This window comes from Vibrio zhanjiangensis, assembly GCF_030161235.1.
GTDB lineage: Bacteria > Pseudomonadota > Gammaproteobacteria > Enterobacterales > Vibrionaceae > Vibrio > Vibrio zhanjiangensis.
The window spans coordinates 21,449-40,576 of the sequence record NZ_BSPW01000006.1; the positions used below are offsets into that span (position 1 = coordinate 21,449).

Below are 19,128 nucleotides of genomic sequence, written 5' to 3' on the forward strand. Positions count from 1 at the left end.
TAGTTCCTTATCTCATTTGTGTTGTTAGTTGTAGATTGACTCCCACACCGCAAGCTTTGCTGGCAACACATCCCTGGATGGATAGAGGTGCCTAAGAATCTTTTGAGTAAAATCATCTAGCTGCAAAGATAGGTGTGGTTCCCAGCTGAACAGGTTCATTTCATCTCTAACTGACCATAACTTTTCAAGATAAGGTAAACATAGAGCGTAAAGACCAACAGCTTGGTAAGCTTTTACGATTTGTAAATGCAACATAAATTGCCCCCGCCCAGAGCTGTCTTGCGCTAGGTTTTGAGCAACTTCTGCTACGCGTTCTCCCAAGTTTTCGAGAGTTACATCGTCCATAGACACCAACTCGCCTTCTGTCACAACCACATGATGCATGGGTTGCAGAGACAAACTTTGGTTGACGAGATTAGGCTGACTTAGCCACTTAATTGTGGCTTCATTAGCAAATGGTATCGAATTTTTAAATGAAAGCTTTTCTATACCCGGTAAAGCTTGAACAAACTCGCGACATTCGTCATAAACGGCTTGTGCGGCTTCGTCTAGGTTTAAATTTTTCAGCATTTGATAAACATAAAAGTGCCCTGTCATCCAAAAAGGGGCATCCGTCAAGGTGCGTTCCAGACGTTTTATCGTGTCTAAATCACTTTCTTGTTTCGCCTTATCACGATATTCAGATTGTTTATCTTGCGATACTGCAAGTATCAAGGGTGTCTCGTGATTTTGGTGTTCAGGCAATTCGTTTATATCGCACCAAGTCAAATGTCGGTGGATACGATATGAGAGGGGTAACTCAGGCTGCGCACCAAGAATCATCTCAGCGACTTTTTTTAGGGTTCTTTTTGATGCTGTCGGAGACGAAAAATCCGTGTCTATATCGGCTTCTTTCGTCTGACGATGCACAGGAGCTGGTTCACTAAGCTTAGCTAGCTCGACTTTAGGCTCTTCGGCATGCTGTGAAGGCACACCCTCTGATTGAGAAGGCTCACTATAGCTAGGCGCTATGTAGTCGTTGATTGATGGCGAATGTAATTCGTCCGATGAAAAAGATTGTCCTAGACGACTCAGCTCATTTTTCAGCTCAAAGAAATCCGCTTCTGAATCCTGGAAAATTTCGTCAAAATGGCGTTGGATAGTTTCAACGCTTTCAATGTATCGAGATACGCTTTCCCATGTCACCATCTGCTTATCCAACTTCGGCAACACAAGTTTTAGCTGATTATTTAACCATTCTACAGCGCCATCTCTGCCCCGTTTGCGCTGCGGATACAAATCCGAACCAAAACGAATTAACGCCTCACCAAGTAGGGTTAGCCCCTGCTCTAACCCTTCTAAACCCTGTGTTTCGACCATTGCACGCGTAAGATAGCACATAGCCTTTAAGTCTTTGCTGTGCTTGCTCAGAACTTCAGTCGCATGATCCTCTACCACTTTCCAATCGACCGTTTCACCAAACAATGAACCGAATTTTTTAACTTCGGTTTCCATCATTTCAAAGCAAAATTCATAACGTGCATCTTCACCGACAGGAGATGATGCACTGATTGGTTCGAGCAGTGTTTTGATATCTGGGACCAAGATTTAACTCCTTACCACAGGCTGGTAATCGCTAATGGCTCGTTGAATAGCAAGAGCCCCTCGAGCGGGTTTAGACTGTTGATGGCTTTTACGAATCGCATCTTTGGCCATGCTATTAAGCAACTCGGTTACTTCAGCAAATTTTTTCGGTGCATTGACCTCAAGATCGGTCAACGATGCATTCAACTTTTCATTTTCAAATATGGATTGTTCTGTCACCGTGCTAAACAGTATGTATTCACTGCGAGCGACTTTTAGTGCTCGGATTTTTGCCGCTAACTCGGGTGTATTACCGTAAAATTGTTTAGCCACTTGGGCTTGGTCTATCGCTCGAGTGTAATAATGTTGTTCAGCATTAGTATCGATTGCCGCGTAGACTGCGTTAAGCAAATCGCCAGGAAGAACTTGACTGTAATAATAGGATTCCGCTTGATGATTAGCCCATGCAGCTTTCATATAATCATCGACCGCTCTTGCTTGCCCACTGAGTATTAAATCGACCAGTTCTTTGTCTCGACGCCCCATATAACTCGTCATCTCTTGTGCTTGTTGATTTAGACGATTGAGGTTCGCCATTACTTGATTCAATGAGCGCTGAGCTTTGGCAAACAAAACACCATCATTATTAAGGTTAGCGTGCAATGTCACTAAGTCTGAACGTATTTCCTGTAAAGTTTTAGGCAAACTAGAGGCAATATTTCTTCTTTCAATTAAACTGTCTTGGTTATCTTGATAGACATCGAGCAATTTTTTCTGTTGAACTTGATAGGCCTCTTGATACGGTGCCATCAAGACAAGATCATTCGACATATCGTCTAATGCGTACTCAATTTTCCACGGTGGCTGAGCAAGAAAAGAGGCGGTTTGAGCAGGTTTAATCGTTTGTGCCACAGTAACCGACTCCGTAAACCCTGATTTAGGCGATGGCTTCCATTCTGGTTGCAGATAGTCATACATATAGGTGCCACTGACCAAGAGCACGGAGGCAACTAATGCAGCTTCTAGGTATTTGAAGCGGCCTAGAGCAAACTTGTCTGTTGCTCTGTGGTTGGTAAGAACAAGGTCTGCATTTCTAAGATTGGAAAATAAGGGGGCGCTGTTGTCTGATTTCAGAGCCTCAGCGTCAATTTTTGCTAGCGTCTGAGCAAAAGAAATCGCTGTGTAGCCATGCGAACGAGGCTTATTCAATATCTCTTTAATCAAAAGCCAAACATGCTTAGGGATTAAATGGCAGCGCTTTTTCTGGCCCAAAAGTTGATGCCATACGTCCCCATAGGTTGAACCCAAAAACAGATGCCCAGTTAGCAAAGCTAATGAATACACATCATCCTGTGGCTTGGCTTTACCCGTTTCAACATACACTGGAGACGCATAATTCATGCTAACTTCAGTGGGGCCTTTTTCTTCCTCAGAATAACGAGCTGCGCCAAAATCAATCAGCTTGACACTATCATCTTCACCCACGAGCACATTGGCAGGTTTTATGTCTAGGTGGCATACACCACGGGTATGCATATATTCAAGCGCACCAGCCAACTGGTAAATTAGCCAAGCGATATGATCGTGCCGGAAGCCCTTTTTACTGTGTCGTTCTATTTTCTCAGCTAGGGATTCACCATGAATCCACTCGTACATAATGTAAGGACGATCAAACTCATTGCCAACTTTAATAAAGTCCGCAACGCTCGGATGCTGAGAGATTTCCAATTTGCTCGCTTCACCAAGTAAGAGTGAATGCACATGTGTTGATGTTCCTTCATTTACCACTTTACAGCAAACCTGTTTCTCCGGTTCGCCTTGTTTTGCTAAGTGATAGAGGGTTGTGTTGCCATTTTTTGATGGAAACGATTCCAACACATCAAATTGGGAGAATAAAACATATTCCAACTTAGGCTTGTTGCGTTGTGCTTCCTGATGCTCTAAGTGTTTTTTTCTCTCAATCGCTTTATGAACTAACTGATTGATATAGCTATCGCTTGACCCATTTTGATCAGACACGTTTTACTCTTTAGCCAGCTGATAATATTTACTAGATGAGCATATTAATTATTTTGAATATTACTTTTCAACTAGGCAAAAATAAAAAGCCCACTATATCTATCAATTTAGTCATAATGACGGTGAACTAGGTAAAATACGGGTCTCTTTCGTCGCTTTTTTATAGATAAAATTATAAATTTATTTTTGGCTACAAAGCGAAACCTTTAATAAAGCTCGATCTCCATAAGTATCAAACATAAGTAAAGCAGCACTATCAGAAAGCAAATGAGTGTGAGAAAAAGCACTCAGTAAAGCCAAAGCGGAGGCTTGGCCTAGTGTTCCCCATAAATCATTGATTAGAAAAGGTTGCTGAGGGTTTTCAAACTTCTCAGCTCTCGCCCCTAAAGCAAAACCATAATCCTCAGTATGACTACGACAGTTATGCATATCAGAATAGACTCGACCCAAATGTTGGTATTGGCTCGACGCCTTCTGGACCAATCTCATCATGCCTCGTCTATCAGTTATGCTTTGTTCAGAAATAAAGTATTCCAGCATAGCGATAGGTTGCAATTTAAGTGTCTCAACAATGTTTTTTCTAGTAAAAATGACACCTGCGCCACCTTCACTTGGAATCATTCCCCATGGATTATGGCTACCCATAACTTGTGATTGTTCGATTAAGGAGTCAAGTTGACAAAAAACGGAATCAGCTGAAAGACTGATAATAGCGTCATGGCGATCAAGAAATTGCAACGACTGTTCGAAAAATTTGGGGCCACTAGAATGACGTATTTCTATTTTTGACAACCATTTAAAATGAATACTTTCTTCTAACCAGACAATCATGTCGCTCTCGCTGACAAACTCAGGCACCGATATAATGACAGGGACTGGCTTAAGCATTTTGGGCAGTTTGTTTAGCATCGACGTCAATAATAAATCAATGACCTCAATAATACGCTGATGCTTATCTTCTGATTCGAGAAACGAAATTTGAGAAAAAGAGTATTGCTCACCACTGTCCATTTGCAGCTGATTAAACCTGCCTAAATCCGCCTTCGCCACTGCCAGTGATAACTCCAGATTCATTCCCGAAGGCGTCACAACATCCGTATCTAAAACATATCGACCGAAAAGATGGCTCATGCTTGCTCCTTTAACTGAGAAACTTTGGAAGAAACCAGCAAATGCTCTTTTCCTTGACACATAAACGAGGCGCCATAGCTAAGTGTTAAACTCTTTAGCTCAGTATCAACAAACAAAGTGTATATCTGCATTGGTGCCGTTAATGTTTCTTTTCCTAAACTTATCCTTGCCTGAAATTTATCACTGGGCAAGCGGAAGGCAATAACGTCATCATGGCTAAAACCACTCATCAATAACCTTTCTCCGCCAACCAAAAATCCATTGCATTGCTGATCAGAAGGCGCAGATTGATAAAATTTTCGGTTAAAGTCTTGAGGAAAAAGTGGACGTCTACATTCTTCCCAGTGTGTGTCAAACGTTCCAGCGTACTGGGTTCTTTCTGCAAAAAAAGGCGCAATCGGTCCTAGGCCTGCAACCCGAATATTTTTGCTGTTTGGCGCCCATTCTTCGTTGGGGAAAAAGACACTCGGCACTGGCTTTTGCAGCAATTCCTCTGAATTTTCGGCAATACCACATCCATTACGATTACGTTCATCCCCTCCTAGCGCTTTGCCATAATCGATATCCGCCTCGACAAAGGGCTTGGGGTTTGAAACGGTAATCGTACCTCCGTGGCGAATCCAATGCCTTTCGCCATGAACGGCAATGGTTTTATCTACATGACCATCGATAAGAACGCGACATTCATGATACGTAACTGGACGTTTTGCATAGCTGCGCGCCTTGCCAAAAACCAATACGTCGGTATTTTGCTTCGTCACGGCAAATTCGTGGTCCATTTTCATTACTGAAGAACCCGGCTCCCCAAGATATATGGGGTCATCATAGATTTCCTCTGCGAGCGACTCTACCCACTGGTTATCGATTAAGTTCCATTGACGCTTTGCCGTCAGCACCCATACCTCATGCCCATTTTCGTCACGCTGGAATCGTCCTTTTACGAGCAACCCCTCGGTTTGTTCAATATCCCACAGTTGCATTCTGATTCCTTAGGTTAAATCTCTCGGAAGCGGCGATCTGATGTTGTACTTTTTCAAACACCCAATCTTGCTGGTACGAAGGCATGGTCCAATGCCAAGGTATGTATACGCGACCATGCATACAGAGTTGTCGCCAAAGCCATTCTCGATATACGTTGGGTAGCCATGGATGACGCATTGCATCTAAAGTTGACTGATAGCTCAGTGCTTCACCAAGCCTCAGCGGCTTATCCGTTTGATGCTTTTTGCTTTCACACCAACTTTTTATCGTCTTCTTTGCTTCGTCCCAGTCGTATTCAATATCGAGTTGATTGGGTTTCAGTGGGAAGCGGTCACCGTAAATGAGATACAGAGAAAACAGCCATCTTTCCCCTTCAGCTTCATCGTCTAAGTGAGTTAGGTATTCAAACGTTGCTTCTACCCATGCAGGATCAGCAGACAAAAATAGCTGCATGGGTGCCATCTTATTGGCCTGCTCAAAGCGATTAAACTCTCTAAGCTCTAGTAACTTGGCATAGGTAACCAGTTTATCGCCAGATAGCGTAGATTGGTCGGTTCCAAAACGCCTTCTAAACCAAGTTCCTCGATCATGTTTACATAGCAACAATTCGAATAAATGGTCTTCATCTTTATCTTGATCACCTAACCACTCGATACTCTCTGCGACATCAAACTTTGCCAAAGTAGAATGTAAGCTCGTTTCATCCAGTACTTTATTCTTAAGCCAATGTTTTATAAGGCTGATACTCAGGCTATGCCGTAGTTTAAGTAATTCAAAGCACCACTTCTTAATCGCCACTTTACCTTCAATGCACTGCGCCACAAAGGTATCTATATTCCCCGCTTTCGTTCTCAAAAACATCAGCATGGCAATGTCTTGGTCAACATTTTGTACCACACTGAAAGCGCCGTTGACATGGATTGGATCGTGACAAAATTCAGGCTCAAGCATCAACCAGATAAAAAGTTCTGGAGTACGTTCTTTTAACTCGTAGACAAGTCCTGGGTGGAAGTGAAACAGTGCAACGTAAACCTGCTTGAGCTTCAACATGTCCCTTTCTACAAGCTGCAGATAATCTTGAGTTGTAGCCGGATAACCATTGCGGTGTAGTCCTACCCACTGGCGAAATAAAAAAGACCAAGATTCGCTAGCAAGTTGAGATTTTTCACGGCAAAACTTCAACCAACTGGGTTTTAATTGTTCAAGCTCTAAAATACTGCTGTCTAACAAGCCTATACTTTGGTCAAGCTCCTTTTGAGTTAACGCGTGGCTAAGCTGATTCGGTGTAATTCTCTCTCTCATGATCAAACATCTAACATCATTAATTTATCGCAATCGTGCCACCAACAATACTCTGAGTATTACTGGCATTGGATAGAACATGCTCGGCGTTGGTGGTTACGCTCCCTTCTTTGCCACGATAACAGGTCTCAGCATCCCCGCTTCGGATTGTTAATTCCGTACTACTCTCTACGGCCAACTTATCAGCGCGAAGCACTAATTCTTTACCATCATCAAATAAGTCAAAAAGAAAGTCTGTCACTATAGGTAACGTTAAATCTTGGTTAACGAATTCAATTTTGCAGCGAACCTGCTTCTTGATAGCTAACTCCAATTCATGCTCAGTGAAACGGCGCTCAAGTCGTGCCCATATCGGTTGCTTGATCGGGTTGTCGGCAAAGTTCACCTTCACACTATTGGTCGCTTGGTTGAAATCAATCAGGCGACCAAAACGGGAAAAGCAAGCCGATTGCTCGGCTTGCTGCGTTTCTAATTCAAATACTTCTAGATAAGTGTATTGGTGCTTCATTAGTTAATTGCCACATTACCACCTTTGATGACCACCTTGTCACTTCCTTCAACAGTAATCGACGTCCCTGTAAGTTTAATCGAGCCATCACTATTCATAACCAGTGACGAACCACCGGTTTTTAGCACAATTTTATCACCACTAATGATCTGGGTTGCCGCATCCGCTTTGTAGGAAGTGTTTCCTTTCACTGCAACGGTTAGGTTGCCACCTACGGTTAGATTGTCATCCGAACCTATATCTGCTGAACGAGACGCCCCAACCATTAGATTGCTGTTCTCGCCGACATCCAAATCATCATTTAGACCAATTTTCGTCGTACGATTATCGTTAATAGACAGTGTTGAATCATTCTTAACCGTTTGCGTTTCATTCGCGTTATAAGTCACGGTGACGTCTTGTTCGACCGTTTCTGTAAAAGTACTGTTCACCTGCGTCGTTTTGTGGCCATCTATGGTTTCTTGGTGATCACCATGAACTTCATTATTTTGATGACGTCCCACTTTCAAAAATTCATCTTGGCCAATATCACGAAAACGATTATTAAGCACCTTGGTCGACATATCCTTTTGAGCATGGATATAGATTTCTTCCTGATTTGCTTCGTCTTCGAAGCTCAGCTCATTATAACCGGTCCCTTTATGCGTTTGGGTACGAAATGTCGTGCGCGTTTTATTTTCTGGTAACGCATAAGGTGGGTAATGCAATCCATTATACACTGCACCAGTAACCAATGGACGGTCAGGGTCACCTTCCAAAAACGTCACCACAACTTCATGGCCGATTCGCGGCAAATATACCGCTCCCCATGTTGGGGCTGCCATTGATTGACTCACACGAATCCAACAGCTGGCATGTTCATCATTATTGGCATACCTATCCCAATGAAATTGGACTTTGATTCGACCCAAAGCATCCGTATAAATTTCTTCTCCAGCTGGACCAACAACAACGGCTGTTTGCGGACCATCGACTATAGGGGCTGGTAGCTTAGGGGCTTTGAAAATGACGTCACGTGGAATACAGATGAATTGGTTTTCATACGTTGTGGGCAAACCACTGGTTTCATCCTCGTGAACTTGAGGATCATGACCACTATGAACAACAGATAACATTGTATAGTCGCGATTGATCGCCCTGCGAGGGTGATCACTGATATTAAAGCTATAGCCCGGTGTAACACGCATTATGCTTGAGCTGGCTTCAATCTGATTATTGTCAACCTGATGATCCGCTATCCATTCAGAAGCACGAACTTGCCCCATAGCAGGATCAACATAACGCCCAGGGTAGTCAAATTGTTTCAGATCTTGGTCTAATGGACCATCGCTTGACATCTCCTGAGGAATTTTAGGCTGCTCGTAGTTATAGTCACTGTATGTTGTACTGCCTGTTCTCACTCGATTGATCGCCGACAACTCAAAAATGTGCTCTCGATCAGCAACACCACCAGCATCAGAATGATACACCAAAGGCCCAAGATGAGAGGCATTAAGTGGCGTGCTTAAAAGTTCAGGGATGGCATCGTTACTGTCGACAATGACCATAGTATGAGTTGCCTCAGTATGTTCAAAGTAGTACCACATACCATGTTCAGCTAACATACGCTGAACAAAATGACTGTCACTTTCCCGATACTGAAGTACATACTCTTTTTCAGGGTAAACACCCGATATGTCGAGTCTGTAATCAGTGACCGAAGCATCATCTAACACTTGCGAAATGATGTCTGGTGCTGAGAGATTTTGAAATATCCGACAGTCTTGTCTTTGTGTCATAAACCAAGTCTGCGGCACCAAAACGAGTTGGTATCGCGCAAAACGTCGTCCTTGCCCCACAAAACGGACTTCATTTACCATCCCATGGAAGAGGCGAGCCGCGCCCATACCTTGACCATACAAGGTCAGCAAAGCCGGCTTGCGAATCAATTCATCGAACGTAATATCAGCATCAAGTGAAAGCAATGAAAGGCTAATTTGGAATGGCTTAGACAGCTCTTCGGTTACTTGAAAGCTTTCAACACGAAATTCATGCCCTGTTCCCTGAATTTCAAATTTAAATTCTACGTCAGTTTTCATACCTTTTACCTGATACAAATAATACAACTAGGGCCAACATACGCTGGCCCGTAAATCTAACGTGTTGACGATTAAGCTTCGCGAGGAGCGCGCCAGTCGTCGTTACCGCCTTTACCCATCACTTCGTGAGTTACTTCAATTGCACGGTAAGTGAATTTTAATACTTCTTCAGTTACGCGGTCAGATGTAGCAGCGTCTTGGCAGTGTGCCATACGAGTTTGCATATCTACTAGTAGAGCGTCGATAAGCTTGATTGTGTAGTAGTGCTCTTGCTTACCTTGAACTGAAGTACGGTAAAACTTGATGTTACACTCAGGCAACTTCTCACCAGAAACAAGTGCGTTGAATAGTAGTGGTGAACAGCAGTCTTGTGCTTTAGTTACCACAACAGGTTTATGAACGCGTTGACCTGTAGGCTGACCACTTTGTGGATCACGTGGAATAGTTAGTACATGATCAAGTTCTTGTACTAGAAACTCGTTTTCGTGACCTTCTTGCCATGTATTGCCTACTGATTCAGCAGTGAAAGCACTTTCTGTGATATTACCTTGAGTTTCGCCTGAGATAGACATATACGCTGGAGTTGGCATCTTATATTCCTTCTAAATTTTTATTTGTTTAAATTCACCAAATCGCTTATTACCGCGACCCAATAGTTACTATACAAACTCCATGCCAACTTTTAAATTACATAAAAACAAGCACTTAGTTAATTTCGCTTTGGTTTTTATATATTTATCAATTCAATTTTTTGTAAAATCAAACAAGATATTGTTCAATCAACACAAGTAATTGTCACTCATATTAATTGATAAAACAACGGCTCACAGATATGCAAAAAAAGCGTTATTAACGGGCATTGACGTCGTTTTAACTAAAACATTAATCATACTGACTACGTAGTGATTAAAATAGGGTGTCAATCCATTCAATATTGCCATTAAAATAACCATAAAATGCCAGTAAAAATAGCTATCAGAAAAAACTGTTCTCTATTATTTAGTATAATTCGAGCCAATTAAAAACAACCGATAAGCTCGATAAAGACAATGATAAACATCAATCTATCCTCTTTAATTCAACGTCTGCACCCTATCGCAAAAATCGCGCTAGAAGACGCAGCAGCTCTCGCTGTATCAGAAAAGGCAAATGAAGTACAAATTGAGCACTATTTGCTGAGTTTACTGGAGCGTCCAAATAGTGATTTTGACGTTCTTCTCGCGCATTTTGACTGCTCCGAAAATATTTTGCGCCAGTCAATTCGTTCAACCTTAGATTCAACGCCAACAGGCAACGGCGGTAAACCCGTCTTTTCTGCGCTGCTCATCGAATGGCTACAAGAAAGCTGGCTGGTATCTTCGCTGGACCTTTCTCAACCACAAATTCGCTCAGGTGCATTGCTATTGACGCTTGTAAGCAACCCTCTCAGATACGGTCAGCATACCTATGCTGCGTTGCTTGATAGCGTCAATCAAGATAGCCTCAAGCGCAATTTTGCAGAACTCACCAGTCAATCCCTTGAATCCCAAGTCGCAAGCTCAGAAAAAACGCAAGCTAGAGAAGAAGGCTCAGCGTTGAGCAAATTCACCACTGACTTCACAGGTAAAGCACGTAAGGGTGAAATCGACCCTGTTTTCTGCCGAGATCAAGAGATTCGACAAATTGTTGATATTTTGGCAAGACGTCGGAAAAATAACCCTATCGCTGTGGGAGAGCCTGGCGTCGGTAAAACCGCTGTAGTGGAAGGCCTTGCGCTCAAAATCGTTCAAGGTGAAGTGCCTGATAACTTAAAGGGGGTCGAGCTATATGGCTTAGACATGGGACTTCTTCAAGCAGGTGCCAGTGTCAAAGGTGAATTTGAAAAGCGCCTCAATGCTGTTTTAGATGAAGTGAAAAACTCCCCTACTCCAATCATTTTATTTATTGATGAGGCACACACTCTTGTTGGTGGTGGTAACCAAGCGGGTGGTAGCGATGCCGCAAACTTACTTAAGCCAGCTCTTGCCCGTGGTGAAGTTAAAACGATTGCGGCAACAACATGGTCAGAATACAAAAAGTACTTCGAAAAAGACCCAGCACTGGCGCGTCGTTTCCAATTGGTCAAACTGGATGAACCCTCGCCAGAGCAAGCTGCATTAATTATTCGGGGTCTGCGCCCTGCTTATGAAAAATCTCATAATGTTTATGTGCGAGATGACGCCATTACAGCCGCCGCTGCTCTTTCTGCTCGCTATATATCGGGGCGACAACTGCCCGACAAAGCTATTGATGTATTAGACACCGCGTGTGCTCGTGTTAACATCAGCCTCAATGCGGTTCCTGCGTCGGTAGAAACGCTTCAACAACAACTTGCCGCACAAACTCGAGAGCTTGAAGCCCTTGAACGTGACGCTCTTCAGCAAACTGGCGACAAGCACAGTCTCGCGTCTATTCCTGATCTTAAGCAGCGAATGACGCAAACCCAAGCCGAGCTTGAGATTCAAGAAGCACAATGGCAAAACGAAAAGCAGCAAATTGAACAAATGATTGCGCTGCGTAGTAGGCTTCACGCTCTTGTTAGTGATGAGCAACAAGAAAACGCTGAGCAAGAAGATGACCAACCGGTATCACCCTATGCAGATTTAGATGAAGAAGCCGTGCGTATTGCAATTTCGGCTTGTCAGGAGCAATTGGAGGCCATTCGTGGCAGCAACCCTCTGGTTCATTTTGAAGTGGGACCCGATGAGATAAGCCATGTTATTTCTGATTGGACAGGTATCCCTATGGGTAAAATGCTCCAAGATGAAGCGCAGACAACGCTTAATCTCAAAGACAGCTTAACCAGTAGTATTAAAGGCCAAGAATACGCTATTGATGCCCTTGCAGAAGGGATTCAAACAGCGAAAGCAGGCCTTGGTAACCCAGATGCTCCAACCGGTGTCTTCCTTCTTGTTGGTCCAAGTGGTGTCGGTAAAACTGAAACCGCACGAGCCATTGCTGACCAGTTATTTGGTGGTGAACGCTTTATGACCACCATTAATATGTCAGAGTTTCAAGAAAAACACACGGTGTCACGCCTTATTGGGTCACCTCCAGGCTATGTCGGCTATGGTGAAGGCGGCATGCTAACGGAAGCGGTTCGCCAGCGTCCATATTCTGTTGTCTTACTCGACGAAGTAGAAAAAGCCGATCCTGAAGTACTCAACCTTTTCTATCAAGTCTTCGATAAAGGCACCCTAAATGATGGTGAAGGTCGAGCCATCGACTTCAAAAACACTCTGATCATCATGACCAGCAACCTTGCTACGCACGAAATTGAGTCACTGGTGCAACAATCTAAAGACATGGATGCAAGCATCATTGCAGAGGCCATTCGTCCAACGCTAAATCAACATTTTAAACCCGCGTTGTTGGCTCGTATGTCTGTATTGCCTTTTGTCCCACTATCCGATGAAGCCATGACAGAAATCATTCATCACAAACTCGGTAAAGTGTCACAGCGTCTGCACAATCACCACAAGCTAACGCTAAATTACGACGAAAATTTGGTCGAATTCGTTCTTGGTAACTGCCGTTTGGCTGAGACAGGTGCTCGTAATATTGATGCCGTGATCAACCGTCAGTTGCTACCACAGCTGTCTACTCAGCTATTGGTTCACGATAAGGATGAATCTCATCGCCAAATCACAGTGTCCGTTGATGAGCAAGGAACGCTATCCTATGCGTTTAGCTAACTCAAACGACCTGAGTAATGCCTTGCTTGCGATCAGCCAGTCTTTGGCTGATCGCACTCAAATGGCGCAAACTCTCGACGCGGTGCTCACAGCAGCGCGTCAAATGACACTCTCTAAGCACGGTATTATCTATGTGCTTGATCAAACCGGACAAGCTCTGATCCCCAGCATAGTTCATCACAATGAAAAACCGCTTTCTGCACATCCTTGGCCTGCATTAGCTTTCGATCATACCAGTCCAACTAATCCGTTCAATTATGCAATTCAAAACGGCGAAGTGGTCCTGATTAACGAACTCTATCAGTACAATGGGTATGACTGTGAAGCGATTTATCAAGCAGAACTCGTACTAGGTAGCAAAAGTACCAATTTGCTTGCTTGGCCTTTAGTAGACGATAGCAATAAGACCATCGGTCTGCTGGCACTGTTTAACTTGAGTGTCATAGACAATGAACAAGCATTGACGGCGTTTTGCCAGATGGCGGCCAATAGTATTCATCAAGCAGTATGGCTAGAACAATATGGCCATATGATTAAGAATCTCAGTGCGGATAATGCTGCGCTTGTGCGCGAAAACCAGCATCTTAAACGGCGTAAACAAAGCCATTACCAAGGGCCGATCGCTGAAAGTGAACAAATGCTTGACGTCCTCAGACGTCTAGATAAGGTCTTGACTCTACCCGTTGATGTATTGCTACGGGGCGAAACTGGTGCGGGGAAAGAAGTGATTGCAAAGTACATTCACCAAAACTCGAACCGTGCAGATCAACCTCTCATAGTGCAGAACTGCGCGGCAATACCTGAACAATTGCTCGAGTCAGAGTTATTTGGACACAAAAAGGGCTCTTTTACGGGTGCAGACAAAGATAAGATAGGCCTCTTTGAAGCAGCCCACGGCGGTACCTTATTCCTTGACGAAATCGGGGATATGCCCCTTTTACTGCAAGCTAAACTGCTGCGCGTTTTGCAAGAGCGCAAAGTACGTCCTGTTGGTGCCAGTAAAGAAATAGAAGTCGATGTTCGAGTTGTCGCCGCGACCCACTGCCATTTAATGGAGAAAATTAAAAATGGCGAGTTTCGTGCTGATTTGTTTTATCGATTAAATGTGTTCCCAATCACCTTGCCACCACTACGAGAACGCCAAGCGGACATACTGCCGCTCGCTGAACATTTTGTTAAGCAGAGTGCTCTAAACCTAGGACTTTCCCAAGCCCCAGGACTGAGCGCAAATGTCCAAAAACAACTGTGCCAATATACCTACCCTGGCAATGTCCGTGAGCTCAAAAATATCGTTGAGCGGGCCCTGCTACTCTCCGATTTTGAAACCATTACTCATATCGAACTCGGTGAGACTGGTCTCATCGTTCAAGCAGAGAAAAGCGAGTTAGACACAACGAGTATTGCACAACCTACTATCACCAGTCAGCCGATTCATGAGAGTTCTGGTTACTCCAAAGGGCTCAAGGAAGCCGTCAGTGAGTATGAAAAAACCGTCATTCTTGACTGTTTACATGCGTCTAACTGGCAAATTAAGCGCGTTGCTAAACAGCTTTCGTTACCTGTTAGTACCCTGAGCCACAAAATGAAAAAATACGATATTTCTGCCGCAGGAGAATCGAGTAGGGTCAATGAGAATATTTAATGCCTGTCAGTCAGTTGGGGGCATTATCATTAAAGGCAAAAGCAAACCACTATCGATCCAAAAGTGTCTTGCATTTGCCTTCTTTTTTTAAACAACTTTATATAAGAATTCAATAATATACTTATATACAAGGGCTTATACGCAAAATTATCAATAACGACTAAGCTTGAAAATACTCTAGGCATAACAAGGATACATACCATGCTATTGAGACTTTCAATTCTGCTGCTCGCAAGCGTGTCTTTTTCCGCTTTCAGCATCGATTTTCCTTATCGAGCCGATTACGCCGATGTCAAAACGATTGAGCTCGCCGATTTAAAACAAACCAAGGACACATTAAACATTGTCGATGTGCGCTCCACTCTTGAATATGATGTGCTTCATATCGATGGTGCCAAACATATTACTATTGCCAACAAAGGCTTTGAAACCAAAATAAAAGAACTCTCAGCCGATGGCAAAACCATCGCTTTCTATTGTAATGGCATCACTTGTAAAAAATCTTACAAGGCGGCACAAAGGGCAATGAAAGCAGGCGTCAACAATGTGGTGGCTTATGATGCGGGAATTTTCCTCTGGGCAAGCGACTACCCTAGCGACAGTGTTTTACTTGGAAAGCCAATGCAAAGCAGCTCTCAACTCATCAGCGATGAGGATTTTAAAGCCCATATCCTCTCTGCAAAAGAGTTTGAAGGCATGCTCAACGACCCTAACGTGGTGATTATCGATGCGCGCGATCCAAATCAACGTAAAACTCAGCTGTTTAAAGGTCTGCCGGTACGAAACGTACCTGTTGAACGCTTTGAAACGTTTTTGCAGCAAACCGATTCGTCAACAAAAATCATGGTATTTGATGCAGTAGGCAAACAAGTCCAATGGCTACAATATATTCTTGATGGGCAGAACTATACTGATTATCACTTCCTTAAAGGGGGTGTTGAAGGGTATATGAAGAGTCAGTAATCAATCAAAGGGAGCGTAATGCTCCCCACATCTCTTGCCATTTAGCTAGTTTACCAGTTTCTTGTTTATGGACAGTGACATACAACCAACGAGTTCGTCTGGGTTGTTCAATCAAGCTCGTCTTTCGCTTACTCAAAGTATAACTTGAACAAAAGTGAGTCGATTTGAATAGGCTGGAAAGACCTAAATATTTATATATAAATCAGGAAAACCAATGATGAATCAATGTAGATTCATCTTCATTAATGATGTTTTTTTTACTCAGAAAAATGAGTGAAATATCATGATTAATCTCTGCATATCTTAAATAACTTCTGGTTCTATAGTGAACGTTACCATTTGCTATATAACCCAATAAATTAAGGTATAAATATGAAGATTCAAGCTCCTAGCAGTCCTATCGATAGTCAAACAAGCTCACAAAGCAGCACCTTACCTCTTAAGGTTAAGGCAATTACGCACGTTCAGGCCGTTTTTCGAGGAAATCAAGTTCGAAAAATGGTATCGGTTAAATCTATAGCGCCGAACATTGTACATACCAAAATAAAAAATACTGGGTTACAGACAAAGCCTTCAGTAAACACTCCTTTTACTTCCATCCTAAATAACTTAAAACCAGGAGCACAATATGACTCTTTACTTGTTAAGAAAGGAAAAGAGAGTGTTGATGTCGTCGCGATAAAAGACGGAGAGAGCCCTAAAAAGCCTAGTGACTTAATAGCGCAAGAAGGTAAACCTACTCGTGACACAGCTTATATAAATGGCGGTTTTTTTGTGCATAGATCTGGTCTAAAGGATAGTGATGGAAATGCAGCTCCTATTGGATACACAATCGGCACAACTAAAGGAAAAAACAATACGATTCCTGTTGCTCAGCCTTGGAAGGAAGATTTTGGTGAACTGCGTAACCGTAAAGGGGATACCATACTAACCTCTGGTCCTGTTTTACGTCGAGAAAGCCAGTTTACAGGAGAACGTTTCACTTATTTTTTACCATCGGGACAACCCAGTCAGCTAAATGAATATGCTGGTGCTTTAACTCATGCAGGAAATTCAAATGAGAGGGCTGCAGTTACAGTCGCAAAAGAAGATATTCGTTTGCAAACCCTGACAAATGATGAAGGACTGCGGGAAAAGGGAGCAACAATGAGAGAATGGTGTCAAATTACGAATTCATTAGCCAAAGAAGGAGACCAAGTATTAAATTTAGATGGTGCTGCGTCTATTCAAATGGGAGTCTCCTCAGGTGAGGATCGTAAAGTCATCTCAAAAGGTGGAGGTGCAGGGAAAGAGAGAGAGTTGGCAAATATAATCTTGTCGTCCCCCTTAAAAAATGCACTACAGCGGTCATAATCCCTCCGTCATCTAAGAACAAGCCCAAATGAGTACAAAAGTGGGCTTGATGATATCGGTGAAAAGCTGAATAAATTACCACCTACTGAAGTAGGTGGTTTAGGGCTGAAAATCATATGGGGTGGTTACCCCATTTAAAAGCTCTACATAGGAGCGGTAAAGCATTTGCGGGCCTATGCACACAACAGCAATAATTTTACTGGTAACCATGACTGGGTGATCACGTTTCATTACTCACTCCTAAGGCTAAAAATAAAGCTGCTGCTTTCTGGTTAAACTTTGATAAAAGGGCGTATTGAGTGCGTTTTTTCTTACCTTAGAGTAGGTTTTAAGCACTTCAGGATCGATGGTTTCAATCGGATTATCGGAAAAATCAAAAGACTTAAGATGATTGCCCGGCTGTAACTTTGGCAGCACTTTAAGCTGATTATAAGACGCATTGACAAACACCAACTTAGGCAGCTTAGCGATAACACTTATATCATCCAAGTAGTTATCGGTAATCTGTAGGTTCTCTAAGTAACGCAGTGCTTCGATTGCCGAAATATCAATAGTGCCACTTTCTTTTACCGTTAGGTTTTTAATTGAAGGGAGTTTTTCAATACCGGTTAAGGTTGGTAAGTTAGTATCTACAATAAAGAGCTCTTGTAAACTGGGTAGATTTTCGACACTTTTTAAGACATTATCTTTTGCAGCCCTAAACGCCAGATCTTTAAGATATGGAAGATTTTCAATTTGAGGTAAACTGTCCTTAGCAATATTTCGCATAAATATTTCTTCAATATTTTTAGGCAATTTGACTCCTCTTAGTTTTTTGTCTGTCAAGTCCTCCATAACCAGATCTTTTAGCTTCTCTAGCTTATCAATATTTTTAATATTTTTATATTCTGGCCCTGTTACCCATAACTTTTCTAAATTTGTTAGCGACCCAATATCAAGGTCCGATTTTGAAAGCTCAATAGAAAGGTACTCTAGCGACTGATATCCGTTTAGTTCATCTAAGCCGCTCACATTCTCAGCAGTACTAATAAACACATCTAATTTTTTTTGCAACCCTAGATTGCTGATACGCTTGAGCTTTTTTTGATTAATGATTATTTTTTTTAGACTTCCTGATTTTGGCAGTATCACCTGTTGCACATTATCTAAAAATGCAATGGTCAACCTTTCTAGATTGTTAAAAGCGCTCAGGTCAATCATCGTATCAAGACTTTTTGCGCCTCTTAAATAAAGATACTGAACATCAGAAATAGCGGCAATAAAAGTAGCAGGTAATGTAGCATATTGCTCTACCGTGACATTCAATGCCTTTCCCTGTCTATCCAAGAGCACTGCAATACGCGATAATGAACCTGTCCCTCCGTATAATTGATCATTACCGATAACTTTAGGTGAAATCAAGTTCTCTCTCTCATCTTCTTTTGAAGGAAACTTGCTGAGTTTTCCTGTCAGCCCCTCTACAAAAAAAGACAAATTTCCGTATTCAGGTTTAAAGGTTTGCTGAATTTTTTGCGCCACAGGTGAGGCTTGAATAACCGCTTCGGCTTGTTGCTGCGCGGTTAAGGCCAAGGCTTGACTGGCCAGCACTAAGCTCATGCTTAGTGTGGCTAAAATTGTTTTTATATTCTGAATCAATTGGTTACTTCCTAGACAGGTGATACGCTTTAATCATGCTGATTGGTATCCTTGTCGAGCCACAAAAACTTAATCAATACAAATAGAATGTGGGTTAAAAAGCCAATATACACATAATCATATGGGGTGGTTACCCCATTTAAAAGCTCTACATAGGAGCGGTAAAGCATCTGCGGGCCTATGCACACAACAGCAATAATTTTACTGGTAACCATGACTGGGTGATCACGTTTCATTACT

Annotated in this window: 15 protein-coding genes; 4 read left to right on the plus strand and 11 right to left on the minus strand. The window is 42.6% G+C overall.

The window, feature by feature from the left end:
- Positions 1 to 24: 24 nt before the first annotated feature.
- From tssA to QQK21_RS01485, 8 genes are all read right to left on the minus strand, one after another.
- The gene (gene tssA / locus QQK21_RS01450) at positions 25 to 1,587 is read right to left on the minus strand and encodes a type VI secretion system protein TssA (RefSeq protein WP_284190448.1); all 1,563 of its coding nucleotides are present in this window, start codon (positions 1,585 to 1,587) and stop codon (positions 25 to 27) included.
- Entirely contained in the window at positions 1,588 to 3,582 is a 1,995-nt protein-coding gene (locus QQK21_RS01455; protein ID WP_284190429.1) for a serine/threonine protein kinase, read from the minus strand.
- A 180-nt stretch (positions 3,583 to 3,762) separates the two neighbouring features.
- Positions 3,763 to 4,713, minus strand: coding sequence for a hypothetical protein (locus QQK21_RS01460; protein ID WP_284190430.1), 951 nt, complete (start codon positions 4,711 to 4,713; stop codon positions 3,763 to 3,765).
- Positions 4,710 to 5,693 (minus strand): DUF2169 family type VI secretion system accessory protein, encoded by a 984-nt coding sequence (locus QQK21_RS01465; RefSeq protein ID WP_284190431.1) that lies wholly within the window; start codon positions 5,691 to 5,693, stop codon positions 4,710 to 4,712. The genes QQK21_RS01460 and QQK21_RS01465 overlap by 4 nt, the downstream gene beginning before the upstream one ends.
- On the minus strand, positions 5,674 to 6,996 hold the full coding sequence (locus tag QQK21_RS01470; protein WP_284190432.1) for a hypothetical protein: 1,323 nt from the start codon (positions 6,994 to 6,996) through the stop codon (positions 5,674 to 5,676). The genes QQK21_RS01465 and QQK21_RS01470 overlap by 20 nt, the downstream gene beginning before the upstream one ends.
- A gap of 19 nt (positions 6,997 to 7,015) precedes the next feature.
- The gene (locus QQK21_RS01475) at positions 7,016 to 7,504 is read right to left on the minus strand and encodes a hypothetical protein (RefSeq protein ID WP_284190433.1); all 489 of its coding nucleotides are present in this window, start codon (positions 7,502 to 7,504) and stop codon (positions 7,016 to 7,018) included.
- Complete coding sequence (locus QQK21_RS01480; protein WP_284190434.1) at positions 7,504 to 9,582, minus strand: type VI secretion system Vgr family protein; 2,079 nt, start codon at positions 9,580 to 9,582, stop codon at positions 7,504 to 7,506. The genes QQK21_RS01475 and QQK21_RS01480 overlap by 1 nt, the downstream gene beginning before the upstream one ends.
- A 71-nt stretch (positions 9,583 to 9,653) precedes the next feature.
- Positions 9,654 to 10,172 carry an Hcp family type VI secretion system effector gene (locus QQK21_RS01485; protein WP_284190435.1) on the minus strand — a complete coding sequence of 173 codons (519 nt, stop codon included), beginning with the start codon at positions 10,170 to 10,172 and terminating at the stop codon, positions 9,654 to 9,656.
- Between the two features lie 459 nt (positions 10,173 to 10,631).
- Between QQK21_RS01485 and tssH the strand changes: the two genes are divergently transcribed.
- The 4 genes from tssH (at position 10,632) to QQK21_RS01505 (ending at position 17,253) form a co-directional block, all read left to right on the plus strand.
- Complete coding sequence (tssH, locus tag QQK21_RS01490; protein WP_284190436.1) at positions 10,632 to 13,295, plus strand: type VI secretion system ATPase TssH; 2,664 nt, start codon at positions 10,632 to 10,634, stop codon at positions 13,293 to 13,295.
- Positions 13,282 to 14,937 (plus strand): sigma-54-dependent Fis family transcriptional regulator, encoded by a 1,656-nt coding sequence (locus tag QQK21_RS01495; RefSeq protein ID WP_284190437.1) that lies wholly within the window; start codon positions 13,282 to 13,284, stop codon positions 14,935 to 14,937. The genes tssH and QQK21_RS01495 overlap by 14 nt, the downstream gene beginning before the upstream one ends.
- Before the next feature lie 201 nt (positions 14,938 to 15,138).
- Positions 15,139 to 15,900, plus strand: coding sequence for a rhodanese-like domain-containing protein (locus tag QQK21_RS01500; RefSeq protein WP_284190438.1), 762 nt, complete (start codon positions 15,139 to 15,141; stop codon positions 15,898 to 15,900).
- A gap of 372 nt (positions 15,901 to 16,272) precedes the next feature.
- Positions 16,273 to 17,253, plus strand: a complete 981-nt coding sequence (locus QQK21_RS01505; RefSeq protein ID WP_284190439.1) for a phosphodiester glycosidase family protein — start codon at positions 16,273 to 16,275, stop codon at positions 17,251 to 17,253.
- Positions 17,254 to 17,352: 99 nt separating this feature from the next.
- Here QQK21_RS01505 and QQK21_RS01510 read toward each other — a convergent pair whose 3' ends face one another.
- The 3 genes from QQK21_RS01510 to QQK21_RS01520 are packed head-to-tail and all read right to left on the minus strand — an operon-like array spanning position 17,353 to position 19,124.
- Positions 17,353 to 17,484 carry a hypothetical protein gene (locus QQK21_RS01510; RefSeq protein WP_284190440.1) on the minus strand — a complete coding sequence of 44 codons (132 nt, stop codon included), beginning with the start codon at positions 17,482 to 17,484 and terminating at the stop codon, positions 17,353 to 17,355.
- 15 nt (positions 17,485 to 17,499) lie between these two features.
- The gene (locus tag QQK21_RS01515; protein ID WP_284190441.1) at positions 17,500 to 18,888 is read right to left on the minus strand and encodes a leucine-rich repeat domain-containing protein; all 1,389 of its coding nucleotides are present in this window, start codon (positions 18,886 to 18,888) and stop codon (positions 17,500 to 17,502) included.
- A 29-nt stretch (positions 18,889 to 18,917) separates the two neighbouring features.
- Complete coding sequence (locus QQK21_RS01520) at positions 18,918 to 19,124, minus strand: hypothetical protein (protein ID WP_284190442.1); 207 nt, start codon at positions 19,122 to 19,124, stop codon at positions 18,918 to 18,920.
- Positions 19,125 to 19,128: the final 4 nt, after the last annotated feature.